This is a genomic window from Paenibacillus apis (assembly GCF_018333295.1).
In the GTDB taxonomy this organism is placed as follows: domain Bacteria; phylum Bacillota; class Bacilli; order Paenibacillales; family Paenibacillaceae; genus Fontibacillus; species Fontibacillus antibioticophila.
Genome location: NZ_BORS01000009.1, coordinates 120,990 through 138,360, shown reverse-complemented (window position 1 = coordinate 138,360; position 17,371 = coordinate 120,990). Strand labels below are relative to the sequence as shown.

At 48.7% G+C, this 17,371-nt stretch carries 15 protein-coding genes; 14 read left to right on the top strand and 1 reads right to left on the bottom strand.

The genetic code is table 11. From position 1 onward, the window contains the following. The first annotated feature begins 12 nt into the window (after positions 1 to 12). The 6 genes from KI362_RS14325 to KI362_RS14300 all read left to right on the top strand — a co-directional run bounded on the left by KI362_RS14325 (position 13) and on the right by KI362_RS14300 (position 6,443). Complete coding sequence (locus KI362_RS14325; RefSeq protein ID WP_301627970.1) at positions 13 to 1,092, top strand: Gfo/Idh/MocA family protein; 1,080 nt, start codon at positions 13 to 15, stop codon at positions 1,090 to 1,092. Positions 1,093 to 1,112: 20 nt separating this feature from the next. After that, positions 1,113 to 2,072, top strand: a complete 960-nt coding sequence (locus tag KI362_RS14320) for a carbohydrate kinase family protein (RefSeq protein ID WP_301627968.1) — start codon at positions 1,113 to 1,115, stop codon at positions 2,070 to 2,072. Positions 2,073 to 2,083: 11 nt separating this feature from the next. After that, on the top strand, positions 2,084 to 3,553 hold the full coding sequence (gene gtfA, locus KI362_RS14315) for a sucrose phosphorylase (RefSeq protein ID WP_301627966.1): 1,470 nt from the start codon (positions 2,084 to 2,086) through the stop codon (positions 3,551 to 3,553). 19 nt (positions 3,554 to 3,572) lie between these two features. Continuing rightward, positions 3,573 to 4,550 carry an aldo/keto reductase gene (locus tag KI362_RS14310; protein WP_301627964.1) on the top strand — a complete coding sequence of 326 codons (978 nt, stop codon included), beginning with the start codon at positions 3,573 to 3,575 and terminating at the stop codon, positions 4,548 to 4,550. A gap of 293 nt (positions 4,551 to 4,843) precedes the next feature. Beyond that, positions 4,844 to 5,479, top strand: coding sequence for a glycoside hydrolase family 11 protein (locus KI362_RS14305; RefSeq protein WP_301627963.1), 636 nt, complete (start codon positions 4,844 to 4,846; stop codon positions 5,477 to 5,479). 124 nt (positions 5,480 to 5,603) lie between these two features. Beyond that, positions 5,604 to 6,443: a formylglycine-generating enzyme family protein gene (locus KI362_RS14300; RefSeq protein WP_301627961.1), complete on the top strand. Its 840-nt coding sequence runs from the start codon at positions 5,604 to 5,606 to the stop codon at positions 6,441 to 6,443. A 122-nt stretch (positions 6,444 to 6,565) separates the two neighbouring features. Here KI362_RS14300 and KI362_RS14295 read toward each other — a convergent pair whose 3' ends face one another. Next, a complete protein-coding gene (locus tag KI362_RS14295; RefSeq protein ID WP_044477259.1) occupies positions 6,566 to 7,132 on the bottom strand; it encodes a TetR/AcrR family transcriptional regulator in 567 nt (188 codons plus the stop codon). Between the two features lie 193 nt (positions 7,133 to 7,325). Here KI362_RS14295 and KI362_RS14290 point away from each other — a divergent pair, with 193 nt between their 5' ends. The 8 genes from KI362_RS14290 to phnE all read left to right on the top strand — a co-directional run bounded on the left by KI362_RS14290 (position 7,326) and on the right by phnE (position 17,351). Continuing rightward, entirely contained in the window at positions 7,326 to 8,027 is a 702-nt protein-coding gene (locus tag KI362_RS14290) for an ABC transporter ATP-binding protein (RefSeq protein ID WP_216477511.1), read from the top strand. 3 nt (positions 8,028 to 8,030) lie between these two features. Next, positions 8,031 to 11,618, top strand: a complete 3,588-nt coding sequence (locus KI362_RS14285; protein WP_301627958.1) for an FtsX-like permease family protein — start codon at positions 8,031 to 8,033, stop codon at positions 11,616 to 11,618. Between the two features lie 147 nt (positions 11,619 to 11,765). Further along, positions 11,766 to 12,476: a nuclease-related domain-containing protein gene (locus tag KI362_RS14280; protein ID WP_301627956.1), complete on the top strand. Its 711-nt coding sequence runs from the start codon at positions 11,766 to 11,768 to the stop codon at positions 12,474 to 12,476. 88 nt (positions 12,477 to 12,564) lie between these two features. Further along, positions 12,565 to 12,882: a DUF1806 family protein gene (locus tag KI362_RS14275; protein WP_044477263.1), complete on the top strand. Its 318-nt coding sequence runs from the start codon at positions 12,565 to 12,567 to the stop codon at positions 12,880 to 12,882. Further along, the gene (locus KI362_RS14270; protein WP_301627953.1) at positions 12,879 to 13,550 is read left to right on the top strand and encodes a PIG-L deacetylase family protein; all 672 of its coding nucleotides are present in this window, start codon (positions 12,879 to 12,881) and stop codon (positions 13,548 to 13,550) included. Before KI362_RS14275 ends, KI362_RS14270 begins: the two co-directional genes overlap by 4 nt. 987 nt (positions 13,551 to 14,537) lie before the next feature. After that, a complete protein-coding gene (locus tag KI362_RS14265) occupies positions 14,538 to 15,638 on the top strand; it encodes a phosphate/phosphite/phosphonate ABC transporter substrate-binding protein (protein ID WP_374705669.1) in 1,101 nt (366 codons plus the stop codon). 119 nt (positions 15,639 to 15,757) lie between these two features. Next, complete coding sequence (gene phnC / locus KI362_RS14260; protein ID WP_301627951.1) at positions 15,758 to 16,543, top strand: phosphonate ABC transporter ATP-binding protein; 786 nt, start codon at positions 15,758 to 15,760, stop codon at positions 16,541 to 16,543. Beyond that, the gene (phnE, locus tag KI362_RS14255; protein WP_212938858.1) at positions 16,536 to 17,351 is read left to right on the top strand and encodes a phosphonate ABC transporter, permease protein PhnE; all 816 of its coding nucleotides are present in this window, start codon (positions 16,536 to 16,538) and stop codon (positions 17,349 to 17,351) included. Before phnC ends, phnE begins: the two co-directional genes overlap by 8 nt. Positions 17,352 to 17,371: the final 20 nt, after the last annotated feature.

The window sequence follows — 17,371 nt, the reverse complement described above, 5'->3', positions numbered from 1 at the left end:
AGGAGAATGAGGATGAGCAAAATCAGATTTGGACTCATAGGATCAGGCTGGAGAGCCGAGTTTTACATCCGCATCGCGAAAGCCCTGCCGGAGAAGTTTGAGTTAGCCGGAGTGGTTATTCGGGATCGGGAAAAGGGAGAAGCGTTTGCTGCAAAATTCGGAGTAAACGTTGTTCAGTCGCTTGAAGAATTGCTGAATAATCAGCTTGATTATGTGGTGTTGTCCATCAAAAGAGGAATCGTCTCGGATTATTTAATCGAGCTGTTTAAGAGGGGAATCCCGGTATTGTGCGAGACTCCTCCGGGGGAAACGATTGAAGCTCTGGAAGAGCTTTGGGAACAAGCGGTTCAATACCATGCCAAGGTGCAAATTGCGGAGCAATATTTTGTTCAACCCCTGTATTCTGCTTGGCTGAAGGTGATTCAGGACGGCAAGCTGGGCGAGGTCAGCAATATCAATATTTCGTCACTGCATGGATATCACGGTGTAAGCATCATCAGAAAGGCTTTGAATGCAGGTTACGGAAATTGCACCTTGATCGGAAAGAGATACTCGTTTGAGGTGACCGAAACTTACGGCCGGGAAGGCATGGCCTTTGACGGGGAGGTTTTTTCCTGTACAAGAGATCGTTTAACTTTGGAATTTGAAAATGGGAAGGTTGCCTTCTTTGATTTCTCCGATCCGGCTCAATATCACTCCTTTATCCGCACACGCCAGTTGACTGTGCAAGGGGGCAGAGGTGAAATCGATGATTTGAGCATCAGATATCTGACTTCAGCCAATGTGCCGGTGACGCAAGAACTCAACCGGATTGACTTGGGAAGATACAGTAATCAGGAATGGGCTCACTACGGAATCATGCTGGGTGAAGAGTTCGTTTACAGAAATCCTTATACGAACGCTCGATTGAACGATGACGAAATAGCAGTCGCTACTTGTATGGACCTGATGGGTGAATATTTGACTACGGACAAGGAGTTTTATTCTTTAAAAGAAGCCCTGCAAGACACTTACATTGCCTTGAAGATGGAAGAGGCGCTGAAGCATCCGAATCAAGAAGTATCGACTTCAACAAGAATATGGGCTCAATAATCGGATGCAGGAGGTTTGACATGCTTAAATTCGATCAGAATATTGAGCTTAAAAAAAGCGGCAACGATTTGCTCATGGCAGGAGAAATTCTTATCGACATGATCTCAGAGGATTACAACGACGACTTTACTTGCCGCACATACCGACAATTTTTTGGAGGTTCTCCATCCAATATCGCGATGAATGCGCACAAACTAGGAGTTCACGCAGTAGTTGCTTCCGTAGTAGGTGAAGACGGCTTGGGAAATTTCCTGATCCATGAATTGAAATCGGCTGGAATAGATACCGGGTACATTCAGAGGTCGGCGGAAGGCCCCACAAGTATGGTTGTCGTTACCAAAAGTCAATCCACTCCAACTCCCGTTTTTTATCGCGGGGCGGATTATCGCTTGTCTTACACCGAGAAGCTTGAGGAGAAGCTGATGAATTCCAAAATCGTCCACTTTTCCTGCTGGCCGCTTTCTAGAAATCCGGCGAGAGAGACAATAGAAAAGATCATTTCCAAGGCCAAAATGAATGGTTTGCTAGTCTGCTTCGATCCTAATTATCATCCGATGCTCTGGGAAGCCGGAGAGGATGGAATCGAGTACGTGAAGTCTGTGATCGGAAAGGTGGACATCGTGAAGCCGTCCGAGGATGATGCGGAAAGACTGTTCGGAGCGCATACGCATGAGCAATATATAGAAATGTTTTTGGAGCTTGGAGCAAAGCTCGTCATTCTAACCTTGGGCAAGGACGGCGCACTTGTGTCCAACGGTGTAGAGACTTTCCGCTTTAGCTCTCTGGCCACAGAGGTAGCGGATACGACGGGGGCGGGAGATGCCTTTTGGTCGGGATTTTACGCAGCAACAGTAAAAGGCTATACAATCAGAGAAGCCTTGTCGTGCGGGTTCGCGGTGAGTGCCTATAAGCTGAAATATACCGGAGCTATTGTAGATTTGCCGAAATTGGAAGCCATAAAAGAGATATATGGCTTATAGGAGGAGTGTATGTGGCAGTTAAAAATCAAGTCCAGCTGATCACGTATCCGGATTCGTTGGGAGGTGACCTAAAGACGCTTCATAGCATTCTTTCCACGCAGCTTGTTGATGTCTTCAAGGGCGGAGTTCATATCCTTCCGCCGTTCCCATCTTCGGGAGACCGCGGTTTCGCTCCGCTGACGTATCTGGAGATCGACCCTTCCTTTGGAACTTGGGAGGATATGAAGGCGATCGGCGAGGATTTTGATGTATTGGTCGATATCATGGTGAATCATATTTCGCAGAAGTCACAATATTTTCAGGATTTTCTGAACAAAGGACGCGAATCCGAGCATGCGGATTTGTTTATCACGCTGGATAAGATTTGGGAAGACGGAAAGCCGGTGCAAGAGCATATTGAAAAAATGTTCCTGCGCAGACCAAAGCCATATTCGACGTTTACGATCCAAGAGACCGGAGCAGAAGAAGCGGTGTGGACCACCTTCGGAAAGACCGATCCCTCCGAGCAGATCGATTTGGATGTGAACTCTCCCAAGGTCAAACAACTGTTTACCGATTTTTTCATGCATTTCAAACAGCATGGCGTGAAGATCGTGCGTCTTGATGCTGTCGGTTATGTCATTAAAAAGATGGGGACGAGCTGTTTTTTCGTAGAGCCGGAAATCTATGCATTTCTCGACTGGATCAAAGAGCTTGCAGATTCCATGGACATCGAGTTACTGCCTGAGGTCCATTCACAATACGAGATTCAATATAAACTGGCGGAGCACGGTTTTTGGATTTATGACTTTATTTTACCTTATCGCATATTGGAGACGCTTCTTACAAAATCCGGCGAGTCTTTGAAGCACTATCTGAAGAACCGTCCGCATAAACAATTCACGATGCTGGACTGCCACGATGGCATTCCGCTCAAGCCGGATCTGGACGATTTGATCGATACCACAGAAGCAAGACAAATCGTGGACACTTGCCTGGAAAGAGGAGCAAATCTCAGCCTGATATTATCGGATGAGCATAAAGCTGAGGATGGATTCGACGTTCATCAAATCAGATGCTCTTATTACTCGGTGCTCAATTCCGATGATGATGCCTATTTAGCGGCCCGGGCCTTGCAGTTCTTTACGCCGGGTGTACCGCAGGTTTACTATGTCGGACTGTTGGCAGGAGAGAACGATCTTGAGGGGGTTGCGAAGACCGGTGAGGGGCGCGAAATTAACCGTCATAACTTTACCCTTGAGGAAATCGAACGATCTATGGATCAGGCAGTGGTTCAAAGACTGCTGAAGCTGATCAAGTTCCGCAATGAGTATGAGGCGTTTAACGGAGAGTTTCGAGTGCTGAACACTGCTGCAGATGAAGTTCGACTCTCTTGGGAGAAGGGCGCTTCGCAGTGTACCTTATTCGTAGACCTCAAGAATAATCGGTCAGTCATCAACTTTATGGACGAGAACGGCGCGATTCAACAATACATTATATAACAGAGGATGTGCTTGAGAGATGACAGTATTGCCAATTCATAATCACGGTTTGGAAGCAAGCCGGCTTATTTTGGGATGTATGGGGCTAGGTGGAGGATGGACCCGGGATCCGATTGAATCTGCTCATGTGAAGCAGGCTCAGGAAGCGGTGGAGACCGCCTTGGATCGTGGAATCCATATGTTTGACCATGCTGATATTTACGCGTTCGGAAAAGCAGAGACCGTCTTTGGTCAAGTGCTGCAGCAGAATCCGGCCCTGAGAGAAAGAATGATCATTCAATCGAAATTGGGGATTCGCTTTCCGGATGAAGCAAAGGGTATTCCGGCGCGTTATGATTTTTCGAAGGAGTATATCTTGGAGAGCGTGGACGGCATTCTGTCCAGACTCGGCATTGACTACCTGGATGTTCTGCTCTTGCATCGCCCGGATGCGCTCATGGATGCACGTGAAGTGGCAGAAGCCTTTCATCAACTGAAAGCATCAGGTAAAGCCCGTTATTTCGGGGTATCTAATATGAGCGCAGGTCAGATTCGATTATTGCAAAGCCAATTGAGCGAGAAGTTGGTCGTGAACCAATTGGAGCTGAGTCTGAATAAAATCGGTTGGCTGGAAACGGGGATTCATGTGAACCAGGATGCCGCTAGAAACAACATTTTCCCAGAAGGGACACTGGAATACTGCCAGATGGAGAACATTCAGCTGCAGGCATGGGGTTCGTTGGCAAAGGGCTTGTACTCCGGGGCTAGTCTGCAGGACGCAAGTGATAATGTGAAAGGCACCGCTTCGCTCGTAGAACGGCTTGCCGAAGAGAAGCAGACCTCACGGGAGGCGATTGTGCTTGCATGGCTGATGAAGCATCCGGCTGCGATCCAGCCGGTCATCGGAACGACCGACCCTTCCCGGATTCAAGCTTGTGCGGAAGCGGAAAACATAGAATTGAGCCGTGATGAATGGTATTCCTTGTACGTTAGCTCCCGCGGCGTAAGCTTGCCTTGATCAAGTTCCTAATATAGAGCCGTAAAATTAAGCGTACTCTTCAGCCTTTGGCTGGAGGGTGCGCTTTTTTAACTCTTTTCTATTAAAAATGTAAAAAATAGAAGATAGAACCTTTAATTTGCAAAGTGTAATGTATGCGCTTACCTTCTATAATTTTCTAATAAAGGAGGTGATAGTAAGATGTGGTGTGGATATGCTCCGGGATAAGAGCAATGCCGGAAAAGAAGGTAACCGTAGTTTTGCGCAGGTGAATCAATTGTAATCCAATAATACGATTTGAGGAGGTAGTGTTCATGTTCGGGTTCAATAAGAAACTTTTGACCTTATGCCTTGTAGCTTCAATGAGTTTTGGCTTGTTTGGAGCAACCTCAAATGCAGCAACGGACTACTGGCAAAACTGGACCGACGGCGGCGGAACCGTCAATGCGGTCAATGGATCAGGCGGTAATTACAGTGTCACATGGAGTAACACCGGAAACTTTGTTGTAGGCAAAGGCTGGGGCACGGGATCGCCTAATCGGACGATCAATTATAATGCCGGCGTCTGGGCGCCTTCCGGGAACGGGTACTTGACGCTCTACGGATGGACAAGAAATTCACTCATCGAATACTACGTTGTTGACAGCTGGGGCACGTATCGGCCTACCGGAACGCATAAGGGCACCGTGACCAGTGACGGCGGCACCTATGACATCTACACTACGATGCGCTACAATGCTCCTTCCATCGACGGTACCCAGACCTTTCAGCAATATTGGAGCGTCCGTCAGTCGAAGCGGGCAACGGGCAGCAATGTAGCTATCACTTTCAGCAACCATGTCAACGCTTGGAAAAGTAAAGGCATGAACCTGGGCAGCAGCTGGTCTTACCAGGTGTTGGCGACAGAAGGATATCAAAGCAGCGGGAGTTCCAACGTAACGGTGTGGTAAACGATTGATCCTTGAATACAGAGGCCGTTCGGTCTCCATTGCCGGCGGCCTTAATGCTTTAAGCCACAGCTTCTACATAACTGTTGAAATATAATAATTCTATTTTCCCAAAGGAGACCTATCCATGAGAAAGCTGATCATTTTCCTGCTAATAGAATTAATGCTTGTTGTCAGTGCTTGCTCGCAGGGAGGGGCCGAGAAGGAGGATGGCTTGGTATTCATCAAGGGAGGTGCTTTCGTGAACACAAAGTCCAACTACCATGGAGGAGATGCAGTTCTATCAGGCTTCTATATCGGAAAATATGAGGTGACCCAAAAAGAGTGGGTAGAGATTATGGGAACCAATCCCTCCCGATTTATTGGCGACAATTTGCCGGTTGAAGGAGTCAGTTGGTACGATGTGGTGGAGTACTGCAATAAAAGGAGCCTGCTGGAGGGCTTGGAGCCCCATTATAATATAGACAAGTATACAAAAGATCCTAATAACAAGAGCGAGAACGATTCCGTAAAGTGGACCGTAACGATAAATGAAGGAGCTAACGGTTACCGGTTGCCGACAGAAGCGGAATGGGAATATGCCGCAAGCGGCGGCCAGCTGAGCAAGAGCTACAAGTACAGCGGCAGCAATCAGGCGGATGAAGTGGCCTGGTATTGGAGAAACGTCGGGGAAGAATATTTAACCGGAGACTGGAACTGGCCTGCGATTGAAAATAACCGGAGTCAGACCCAACCGGTCGGGGGCAAGAAGCCCAATGAATTGGGACTCTACGATATGTCGGGCAATGTAAGAGAGTGGTGCTGGGACTGGTATGTAGACGCTTCGGACAATCCTGGCGGTTTTCGGGTAGTCAGGGGCGGGGGCTGGATTGGCGACGTTGGCAGCAGCGAGCTGTCTTATCGGGGTAAATTTGAAGCAAACGGATTTGGGCCCGATCAAGGCTTCCGTGTGAGTCGTAATGAATAGAGGGAGAAGAGGGAAGAGCAATCGGGCCCTCATAAATGAGGTTGCCCCAGTCCGCTTAGGACATTGGGACAGCCTCATTTTTGCGTGTTGCCCAGTTCGAGCTTTACGCTAAATAGACAGATTCAGTCTAGAACATATTGAAAGGCCATCGTATAGATAATCTCCGCCATTTCTCTTGCGGATTTATTATGGCCGTACTTTAGCCAATGCTGTATAAGTCCGACGCTTCCGTTCACAATGAATATAAAGTAGGATTCCTTCGTATCCATCGTTCCATCAGGCTCAGCATATGGATTAATGCCGGAATGCTGGTAAATAAGCGTGAACAACTGCTTCTGGAATTCTAGGTCGCCTTGTTCACTCATTAATACCTGAAGGTAATTGCTGTTCTGAACAAAGTAATGAAAGATTTCCTCCAGAAGCTGCAAGGCTTCCTGCTTGTCAGTCTTGTGCTTGAATCCGGAAATCATTTCCTTCGCCCAGGATAGAGTTTCGGCCTCAATCTTGCGAAGCAGATCATATTGATCTGAATAATGCGCGTAGAAGGTGGTCCGGTTAATATCTGCCCGTTCACATAATTCCTTTATCGTAATTTTATTGATCGGCTTTTCTCTCATCAGCTCAATAAGGCTGTCTTGAAGCACCATCCGGGTATACCGTTTTTTTCGGTCAAGCTTGACTTCATTCATGCCCAAGCCTCCTCCCAACACAATCCTACATCATGCTTTTAATCCGACACATTTATTGAAAATGTCGTGAAATTAACGTTTTAAACTCAACTGACGGTTGTAAAAACAACACGTTGTCTTTAAGCTATTATATTAACAGATAAAAGTCAATGGGTTGCGTGTTGAATCACCCTTTGCAAAAGGAGAGAATCAAGTGGCATATATCGAATTCAACAAGGTCATCAAGGAATACGCCTCAGAGGGCGTGGCAATTCGGGCATTGGATGATGCGAACTTCTCGATTGAAAAAGGCGAGCTTGCCGTCATATTGGGGGCTTCCGGGGCCGGTAAAACGACGGCACTGAATATCCTGGGAGGCATGGATACGGCGTCGACCGGCGATGTGATTGTGGATGGCGAAGTCATTTCGAAGTATAACCAGAAACAGCTGGTAGGCTATCGCCGTACGGATATCGGCTTTGTATTCCAGTTTTACAATCTGGTTCCGAACTTGACGGCATTGGAAAATGTTGAGCTGGCGGCCCAGATTTGCGAGAACTCCCTGAGTGCTTCGGACACGCTGGATAAGGTAGGTCTTGCCGACCGCAAGAACAACTTCCCGGCTCAATTGTCCGGAGGGGAGCAGCAACGGGTATCGATTGCCCGGGCCTTAGCTAAAAATCCCAAGCTCCTGCTATGCGATGAGCCTACCGGAGCCTTGGATTACAATACAGGCAAGCAGATCCTGCAGCTCCTTCAGGATACGTGCCGCCGGGAGAAGATTACGGTGCTCCTGATTACGCATAATTCTGCAATCGCGCCGATGGCAGATAAGGTTATCCATTTTAAGAGCGGCAAGGTGGTCAAGACTGTTCACAATGAGCAGCCTGTACCGATTGCGCAGATTGAGTGGTAAGCGATGAACAAGGCCTATCAAAAAGACATCCTGCGTTCGATCAAGAAGGGCTGGAAGCGATTCTTATCCATTACGTTCATTACGGCGCTCGGCGTGGCCATGCTGACCGGCTTATACGCCGCTTGTCTCGATATGTATTATTCGGCGGATAAATTTTATGACAAGCAGCAGTTATTCGATATTCGGGTGATGTCCACCCTTGGATTAACGGATGGAGATCTGGATGCACTGGCTCAAATTGACGGAATCGAGCAGGCAGAAGGCGGATATAGTGAGACGATTTACACCGATGTCGAGGGTATTCGCAAGAGCACGGAGGTCAAGATGCTTAGTCCGAAGGGATTAAATGCGCCTCACTTGCTAGAGGGAGCCTTACCGGGCCAAGCCGGTGAAATTGCCGTGACCAAGAAGTATTTGGAGGAAAGCGGCAAGTCGATCGGGGATACCTTGATACTGATGGAAGATACGGAGGAAGGCGAAGATAAGAAGACCGAGTCTCCGGCAGCGGCGGATCAAAAGGATGCATCGTCAGACGAAGTCGGTACGCTGGAGCAAGACTTGGAGCTCGACGTGGAGACGGATCTGGAGGAGGAGGAAGCTTCCAGTCTGGTAAGATCAAGCTTTACGATTACAGGTGTTGTCCTGGACCCGATGGATATACAGGGAAGCGGAGCGGGTAATATTTTTCGGGCCAATACTTCTACGGACTTTATCTTTTTTGTAACTGCCGATGATGTGGACCATAAGGTTTATACGGCTGCGTATCTGGTGTTGGCGGGAACAAAGAAAATGGACACTTACAGCGAAGAATACGATCAAGCTGTGCAGGCCGCTATCGGCCAGATTGAAGGCCGAATCAAGTCACAGCGTGAGCAGGCGCGATATGAATCGGTACAGGAAGAAGCGCGCTCAAAAATAGCAGATGCCGAAACCACCATGGACGAGAAGTTCACGGAGGCAGATCAGAAGTTTGCTGATGCATGGGACGAAATCTCATCTGCCAGAAAGGAATTGACCGAGGGCGAGGACAAGCTTGTCCGTGAAGAGAAGAACGCAGCACAGCAAATTGCCGATGCTCGTGCCACCATTAATAGCTCGAAGAAGAAGCTGGCCGAAGCGGAGAAGCAATTGGCTGAAGGGGAGGCTCAGCTTGCCAAGGGAGAAAGCGAGCTGAATGCCAATGCCCGGAAGCTGAAGGAAGGCAGAGAGCAGCTGGCCAAGGAGCGTGAACAAGCGGAAGCGAAGCTTGCTGCGGCTGAGCAACAGTTGAAGCAGGCGCAGGAGCAATTGGATGCAGGGCGCGCTCAGCTTGAGCCCCAGGTTGCTTCGCTGAAGGCAGCCCTTGCCGACTATTGGCCGGAGGAGCAATGGAGCGCATTGGTGAATGCGGCTGCTGCTTTGGCTGCGAACGGTGCGGATGATCAGGCGATTGCAACCGGCACCGGGGAAGAGAGCACCGCACTCGCTGCTGCCCTGCCTGCACAAGGTGATGCTGCTGTTCAGGCCGCACTCGGCATGGGCAAGATCATCGGCGGTCAGCAAGCACTTGATCAGCAGAAGAGTGCCTTTGCGGAGCAGCGGGAACTCGGTGAACAACAGCTAGCAGCAGCGGAGGCAGAACTGAAGGCCGGGGAGAAAGAGATTGAGGCAGCCCGCCAGACGATCGAGTCGAAAAAGGCCGAGCTTAAAGCCGGAGAGGCCGAGCTTGCCGAAGGAAAGGTCGAGCTCGCCGAAGGGGAGGCCAAGCTGATTGCCGAGGAGGCGGAGGCGAAGGATAAAATTTCCGATGCCCGCCAGGAAATCGCAGAAGGCAAAGAAGAGCTTGCCGAGGGCGAAGCGGAGCTGAAGGAACAAGAGCAGGAATATGCTGACAAAAAGGAAGAGGCCGAGCAGAAGCTGGCTGACGCTTACAAGGAACTGGATAACCTGGATATGACCCAGTGGTATGTTCAGGACCGCACGTCGATTGACAGCTATTCCAGTTTTAGCAGTGACCTCTCCTCTATTGAAGCGGTCGGAAGGGTATTTCCCGTTATCTTCCTGCTGGTTGCCGTTCTTATGAGTCTCACGACAATGACTCGAATGGTGGAGGAGGAACGCGGACTGATCGGTACGTATAAAGCCATGGGCTTTGGAAATGCGGCGATCTACCGCAAGTATATTCTTTTTGCGCTGTTAGCCTGCCTTTTGGGTGGTGTCCTGGGCGATCTGTTTGGATTTGTGTTTATGCCGAAGTTTGTAGCTGTTATCTTGCGGGACCTGTATACCCTGCCCTACTATGAGCTGCGGTTCGATCTGCTCTACGGCATTGGAGGCGTACTGCTGTTCATCGTCGGAATTGTTGGTGCTACCGTGCTGGCTTGCCGCAGCGAGCTGGTTAAAATGCCTGCAACGCTCATGCGTCCCAAGGCGCCGCGGGCAGGCTCACGCGTCTTTCTGGAACGAATTCCGGCCGTCTGGAATCGGTTTAAATTTTTGAACAAGGTAACGGTCCGGAATTTGTTCCGCTACAAGAAACGTCTGTTTATGACGATTGGCGGGATTATGGGCTGTACCGCCCTGATTCTTTGCGGTTTTGCCATTAAGGATTCGATCGCCGATTTGGCGCCGAAGCAGTATGAGCAGATCAACCGTTATGATTTGATGGCCGTATTCGAAGACGATGCGAATGATGCGATTGTCGAGGAGATGGCTGCGGATAGCCGGGTCAAGGATACGGTGAACCTCCGGATCGAGAGTGTCAAGGCAATCAATAAGAACGAACAGGGCGAAAAAGTGCAGTTAATGGTTCTTCCCGAGCGTAGTGCCCTTAGGGATTATATTCATATTGAAAATCTGGACGGCAAGCAGATCGATCCGGATGATGAGGGGATTCTGATTACCCGCAGCGCGGCCCGGATCCTTGGGCTGTCATCGGGAGACGCTCTTTATTTGCAGGATATGAATCTGGTGCAGCGTGAGGTTGTGGTCTTGGATGTAGTTCAGAATTATTTGGGAAATAACGTCTACATGACGCAATCGCTGTACGAAAAGCTGTTCGGTTCTTACGCTCCGAATGCCGTGATGGCTCACTTTACAGACATTCCGCGTGCGGATCAAGCCGCTTATGCGGATGAGCTGCTGGAGAATGATGCTGTTCTCTCCTCTGTAAGCAAAGCGGCTCTGATCGACGAATTCGGATTTGATCTGATTAATGCCGTGGTGCTGCTGATTACCGCGATGGCAGGCGGGTTGGCGTTTGTCGTGCTGTTCACACTCTCGAACACAAACATCTCCGAGCGGGCACGGGAGCTTGCCACCATCAAGGTGCTTGGATTTTATGATAAAGAGGTACATTCATACGTGAACAAGGAATCATTGATCCTAACGCTCATCGGTATTCTTGTCGGATTACCGGTAGGAAGAATTCTGAGCGGATTCTTGACCACGGCACTCAACATGCCGTCAATGTACTTTGCCGTACATGTCAAGCCGATTAGCTATCTGTTCTCAGCGGCGATTACCTTCTGCTTCGCGATTATAGTCAACCGCATGACTAATCGCACCCTCAACCGGATTAACATGGTGGAAGCGCTGAAGAGCGTGGAATAGAAGAAGCCGTATCCTTATAAATAGAAGAAGCCCTTCCGGAATAGCCGTTTCGGCAGACTGGGGGGCTTTTTTTTGAAGAGAGGAATTCTTGCCCTTTGTATCGAATGAGGTTATAAAATGTAAAACTAATTAGAGTGAGGTTTCTATATGATCAAATCTATACTATCTCTATTTAAGAAAAGCAGTTCAACCCCCTCCAAAGCTAAAACGGTCTCCAAAGCACCTAAAAGCAAACCACGGGTAGAATCTACCAGAATCGGGGAGCTTGGCGAACATAAGATTAATATTCAACTGGATCAGCTTCCTCGGGAATGTAAATCACTTAGCGATCTGCTCATTCCTAATAATAAGTCTCGTACCGGCTTTTCCCAAATTGATCACGTTGTTATTTCGCCTTATTGTCTATTTGTTATTGAAACGAAAAATTATAATGGAGAAATCAAAGGGAAGCGAACGGACCAACAATGGAGTGTAAGTAATCGATTCAAAATGTACAATCCTCTAAAACAAAACTATGGTCATATCAAAGCCATTGAAAGCCTTATAAAAGAAATAGAAAATGTAAGATTTGTATCCCTGATTTCTTTTACGATGAGATGCCGATTTAGTATAGACCCTGAATTGCGTCAAATTAACTCTGACGAGCTGGTTGTTTATGATGTGGAGTTAAGTGAGTATATTTCCAGAAAGTTAACAAGGTTGAAGCTGGAGAACTCAGAGCCATCCCTTTCTCCGGAACAAATTGATGCAATTTATGATCGTTTATTAAAGTCCAATATCACCGATCAAGCCATTCGCAACCAGCATGTTCATAGAATTCTTACAAATACCAAGGGAAACAAGGGTAATCGTACATAGGTCTCGGTGTTATAATAGAATCGTTGAACGACATGAACCTCTCTAGAATGAGACGGATGATTTTGAGCAAAGAAGGTAGAATGACGATATGATTTCAATTGAACGGCAACAGGTAGAAAATGAACTGCAGAAGTTCGTTGGGGAAAAGGTATATGTGCATAGTGAAGCTACATCTTATGTATTTGTCCGGAACTTCAGGATGAACTTGAGAGAAGCGCGCGTCGCCGGGGGAGAAAGAGGCTCATACCGTGTGGCGTTTCGCTTTGATGAGCAGGGCTGGCTGCGTATGGAAGGATTGACCCATTATGAGGTCGACTCGGAAGGGCATCTGTTACTGGCTGGCTACGATGATCATGGCCGTATGGATGTAGCACTTCATTTGGGAAGGGAGGCATTTCCCGAATGAAAGAGGATTTGCTAGGGGCAGGTAACAAGCTGCTTGCAGTATTCGCGCATCCCGACGATGAGACATTTATTTGCGGGGGCACTTTGGCGAAGTACGCCGCAGCTGGTGCCGAAATTACGCTGATTAGCGCCACGCGCGGAGAAATGGGACGCCGCATGGGAAATCCGCCTTATCTGAACCGCGAGACGATTGCAGCCGCACGGGAAGAAGAGCTGAGAGAGGCTTGCCGTCATCTGGGCGTTGCCCATCTTCATTTTCTAGATATCCGTGACAAGACGGTGGAATTCATTGAAGAAGCGGAGCTTACCGCTCGAATTGAGACATACATCCGCGAGATCGAACCGGACGCTGTGCTAACCTTCCACGAACAATGGGGAGGACATCCCGATCATTGCGCCATCGGCCGGGCTACTCGTATTGCCTATGAGCAATCAGGCTGTCAGAGCGGCCTCTATTATATTTCGTATGGAAATATGATGGCTGCACCGGAGCGCTATGGCTACACGCGCAACGATGTTGTGAAGATTGATGTTTCGGGACAATTCCAGGCCAAGCTGGCTGCCTTTCGGGCACACCGCTGTCAATCGGAGCTGGATGCATGGGTATGGCTGCCGGATGCCGAAGCGATCGCCCAGTTCGGGAAGCATGAATACTTTGTCAGACATTAAAAGGCATGGCAGCCGTGTGAAATGATCTTACGATCGCTGTCGTTCGCGGATTTCTATGATTGGACTAGGTTCTGACAAGGTAGAAATCCGCTCACAAAGGCGAACGCTGTCGCTTCTTCAGATTCATTTCACACTCTTGCCCTGACTACTTTGCTCTGCAGTTTAACTACAAAATGCAGTTTGCACATGGCCAAACCATAAGCTGCAATAAGCTTGCCAACCGCGGCAAGGCATTATGCGCAAGACTTGGGCTAAGCGTACGTAAGGCAGCTTACGCGATTCACTTTACGTACCAGGTCAATGGCTGAAGTTACGCTCCGCCTCACTCACGATGTCCCGGCCTTGCTCGGACTTCGTTCGTCCGCTTGGTATTCGGTCTTGCTCCGAACTTCACTCTCCCTCTTGATCAACCTCATTCGGTCATGCTCCAGTGAAATTACTTACCTAAAACTCTTCATTCCGCGCTCAAATCCATCTCTAGTGAAAAAACTTACCTTAAATCTCCAGTAATTAGCCAAACCCACGTTTTAGCCAACTTTAAGCGAAAAAATTTCACTATATACGCATTTCCACCAATTTCCCGAAATTTAAGTAACTTTTTTTCACTAAATGTGCGCGATCCGTATTTGATGGGGTGCAGTGTTACGCAGTTGCTGTTAGTAATGCAATAGTGCGTCAAGCCAACTATAACGCCGAGTCAAGAGCCTGCTTAGAAAGGTATAAATGTGAAGACTTCACACGTTGCCCCCGGCACGCAGAATCATTAGCAGGCTTTATACTGCCGCGCCCGCCGCACTCTTGCAAGCACGCCAGCTCCCTCGACCACTTTTGTTTTCGCAAGGTCAACGCTATGTAAATGGACGCTTCAAAATTTTTACAGGCAGATAATCATTACATAACAAAGGGCTTGTATGATGAATTTGGGTTTGCAAACGAGAGACAAGACACTCGGCGAGTCCGAATTATAAAAAGTGGGGGTATTTGATAGTGAGAAACAGATGGATGTTAACTGCAGTATTTGCATTAGGGGTTGGCCTTCTTGCAGGATGCGGTGCTAACGGAAACACGGCAAATAACGGAGCGGCAGCGGATAACACGACTCCTGCCCCTCAGACGAATACGGCGCAAGAAGCAACGCCTTCTGCAACAGAGATCAAGGAGCTTAAGGTCAGCTTTGTTCCATCCAAGGACCCTGACCAAATCATTACGGCAACAGACCCATTGAAGGATTTGTTGAAAGAGCAACTGGCTACTGAAGGCTATAACGTGGAAACAGTTACGATCGATGTAGGTACGACTTATGAGGCGGTTGGTGAGGCGCTGACAGCAGGGACGACGGACATCGGGTTCATCCCGGGCGGAACATACGCCCTGTACGATGACGGTGCGGATGTGATTCTGACTGCTACCCGTGCAGGTCTGTCCAACGACTCCGACAATCCGAAGGACTGGAACGACAATAAGCCGACAGCACCTACAGACAAACAAGCAACCTACTACCGTTCAATTGCCATCGCGGGCCCAACGGATAAGGGCAAAGAGCTGGCGGCAAAGGTGAATGCAGGCGAATCCTTGACTTGGGAAGACCTGGACAGCGCGAACTGGGCAGTTATGTCCACTTCTTCTTCCGCGGGTTACATTTACCCGACACTGTGGCTTCAAAAGAACTACGACAAGAGCATCACAGATCTGAAGCATGTAGTGACTTCGGACTCTTACGGAAGCTCGTTCGCCCGTCTGGCGGCCGGTCAAGTGGATATCATTGTGGCTTTTGCTGATGCAAGAAGAGATTATGAAGAAAAATGGACAACCGAGTTCAGCCGTTCCGCTTCGATCTGGGATGAGACGAATGTGATCGGTGTTACGGAAGGAATCTATAACGATACGATCAGCGTAAGCAAAAACTCTTCGCTGATGGATGATCAATTCAAGTCTGCCCTGCAAAAGGCCTTCATTGCCATTGCTCAGACAGACAAAGGAAAAGAAGTGATCGCCGTGTACAGTCATGAAGGCTACCAGGAAGCAAAATCCTCGGATTACGACAACGAGCGCAAGGCTCAAGAGCTGATCAAGAGCCAAAAGCAGTAATCCAGGATCAAGGCGAGAAAGTCAAAGGGAAGCTTTGGGATGAAATGAGTGCATCATGGCAACGTGATGCCCTCATTTTTTCACGTTTTTACGCAGACTAAAGGATCGGAGCTTATGCCATGATTGAATTCAAACAGGTGGAGAAGAAATACGCAAACGGAACAACAGCCTTGAAAAATATAAATCTGTCCATCGAGCAGGGCGAATTCGTCGCCATCATCGGTCTCTCCGGAGCGGGGAAATCCACACTGATTCGTTGTATTAATCGAATGCATGAGATTACCGGAGGCCGGCTCCATGTGGATGGCGTGGATGTAGGGAAGCTGAAGGGCGGCCAGGTTCGCCGGTTCCGCCGGAGAATCGGCATGATTTTTCAATCCTTCAATCTGGTGACGAGAACTTCCGTGATCAAGAATGTGCTGGTTTCCTTTGTCCCTGATCTGCCGCTATGGCGCAAGCTGACCGGAATCTTCACGAAGGATCACAAGATCAAGGCACTGGAGGCATTAGATAAAGTAGGTATTCTCGATAAGGCCTATATACGTGTGGATCAGCTGTCAGGCGGTCAGCAGCAGCGGGTGGCACTCGCGCGGACGCTTGCCCAGAATCCTGATATTATTCTGGCGGATGAGCCGATTGCTTCGCTTGATCCGGTGACGTCCAGGATGGTTATGGATGATTTCAAACGGATTAACCAGGAGATGAATATCTCGGTCATTATGAATATTCACCATGTCGAGGTAGCACTGGAATATGCCGACCGCATTATTGGCATTCGCCAGGGCGAGGTTGTCTTTGACGGGGAGGCCTCCGGGGTCACTGCGGCAGTGCTTGGTGAAATTTACGGCGGCCGTTTTGAGGAGGAAATGTCAGTCCAAGCGGAGGCAGGGATTGCTTATGTATGACAAACTATTTCCGCCAAAAAAGGTTGCTCTTCCGAACGGCAAAATCGTTCTGGAGAAACGCTCCCGCACGCCGCTGATTCTATTGCTCGTTATTGTGGCAGTTGCTCTGTCCGTGGAATTTACGAATTTTGATTTGAAAGTGCTGTTTGCACGAATAGGCAAGCTGTTCGGGATGATCGGCGAGATGTTCCCGCCGGATTGGGCGTACTTTCCTAAATTGTGGGGAGCGCTTGTAGACACGCTGCAGATGTCGCTTATCGGATCGATGATCGGCGCGCTGCTTGCACTGCCTATAGCGATTTTGGCTTCCTCTAATGTTGTTCCAAACCGGTTTGTGACCGCCTTCTTCAAGATTGTTCTAAGCCTGCTGCGTACCTTGCCAACCCTGGTTACAGCCTTGATTGCTACCTTCATCTTTGGCTTGGGACCAACCGCAGGCGTAGTAGCGATTCTGTTGTTTACGCTGTCTTATGTGGGCAAGCTGCTGTATGAGCAGATTGAAAATGTGGATATGGGTCCATTTGAAGCGATGGAATCTATCGGGATGACAAGAATTCAGGCATTCCGCTATGCCTTGTTCCCACAGGTGCTGCCAAGCTATCTGTCGAATTCGCTGTTCTGCTTTGAGGGGAATGTACGTTATGCGGCGATCCTGGGCTACGTGGGCGCGGGCGGAGTTGGCCTGTTGATTAAAGAGGATTTGGGCTGGCGTGATTATCAGAATGTGGGGATGATCATTTTGGCACTGGTAATCACGGTCTATCTGATCGAGACGACTAGTGAGCATTTCCGCAAAAAGCTGATTTGATGAAAGAGAGGAGGTTCGTG

Excerpts from the sequence above, each read along its gene's own strand:
- KI362_RS14325 (WP_301627970.1), top strand. The coding sequence starts at position 13 with ATGAGCAAAATCAGATTTGGACTCATAGGATCAGGCTGGAGAGCCGAG.
- KI362_RS14320 (WP_301627968.1), top strand. The coding sequence starts at position 1,113 with ATGCTTAAATTCGATCAGAATATTGAGCTTAAAAAAAGCGGCAACGAT.
- KI362_RS14310 (WP_301627964.1), top strand. The coding sequence starts at position 3,573 with ATGACAGTATTGCCAATTCATAATCACGGTTTGGAAGCAAGCCGGCTT.
- KI362_RS14305 (WP_301627963.1), top strand. The coding sequence starts at position 4,844 with ATGTTCGGGTTCAATAAGAAACTTTTGACCTTATGCCTTGTAGCTTCA.
- KI362_RS14300 (WP_301627961.1), top strand. The coding sequence starts at position 5,604 with ATGAGAAAGCTGATCATTTTCCTGCTAATAGAATTAATGCTTGTTGTC.
- KI362_RS14295 (WP_044477259.1), bottom strand. The coding sequence starts at position 7,132 with ATGAATGAAGTCAAGCTTGACCGAAAAAAACGGTATACCCGGATGGTG.
- KI362_RS14285 (WP_301627958.1), top strand. The coding sequence starts at position 8,031 with ATGAACAAGGCCTATCAAAAAGACATCCTGCGTTCGATCAAGAAGGGC.
- KI362_RS14280 (WP_301627956.1), top strand. The coding sequence starts at position 11,766 with ATGATCAAATCTATACTATCTCTATTTAAGAAAAGCAGTTCAACCCCC.
- KI362_RS14275 (WP_044477263.1), top strand. The coding sequence starts at position 12,565 with ATGATTTCAATTGAACGGCAACAGGTAGAAAATGAACTGCAGAAGTTC.
- KI362_RS14270 (WP_301627953.1), top strand. The coding sequence starts at position 12,879 with ATGAAAGAGGATTTGCTAGGGGCAGGTAACAAGCTGCTTGCAGTATTC.
- phnC (WP_301627951.1), top strand. The coding sequence starts at position 15,758 with ATGATTGAATTCAAACAGGTGGAGAAGAAATACGCAAACGGAACAACA.
- phnE (WP_212938858.1), top strand. The coding sequence starts at position 16,536 with ATGTATGACAAACTATTTCCGCCAAAAAAGGTTGCTCTTCCGAACGGC.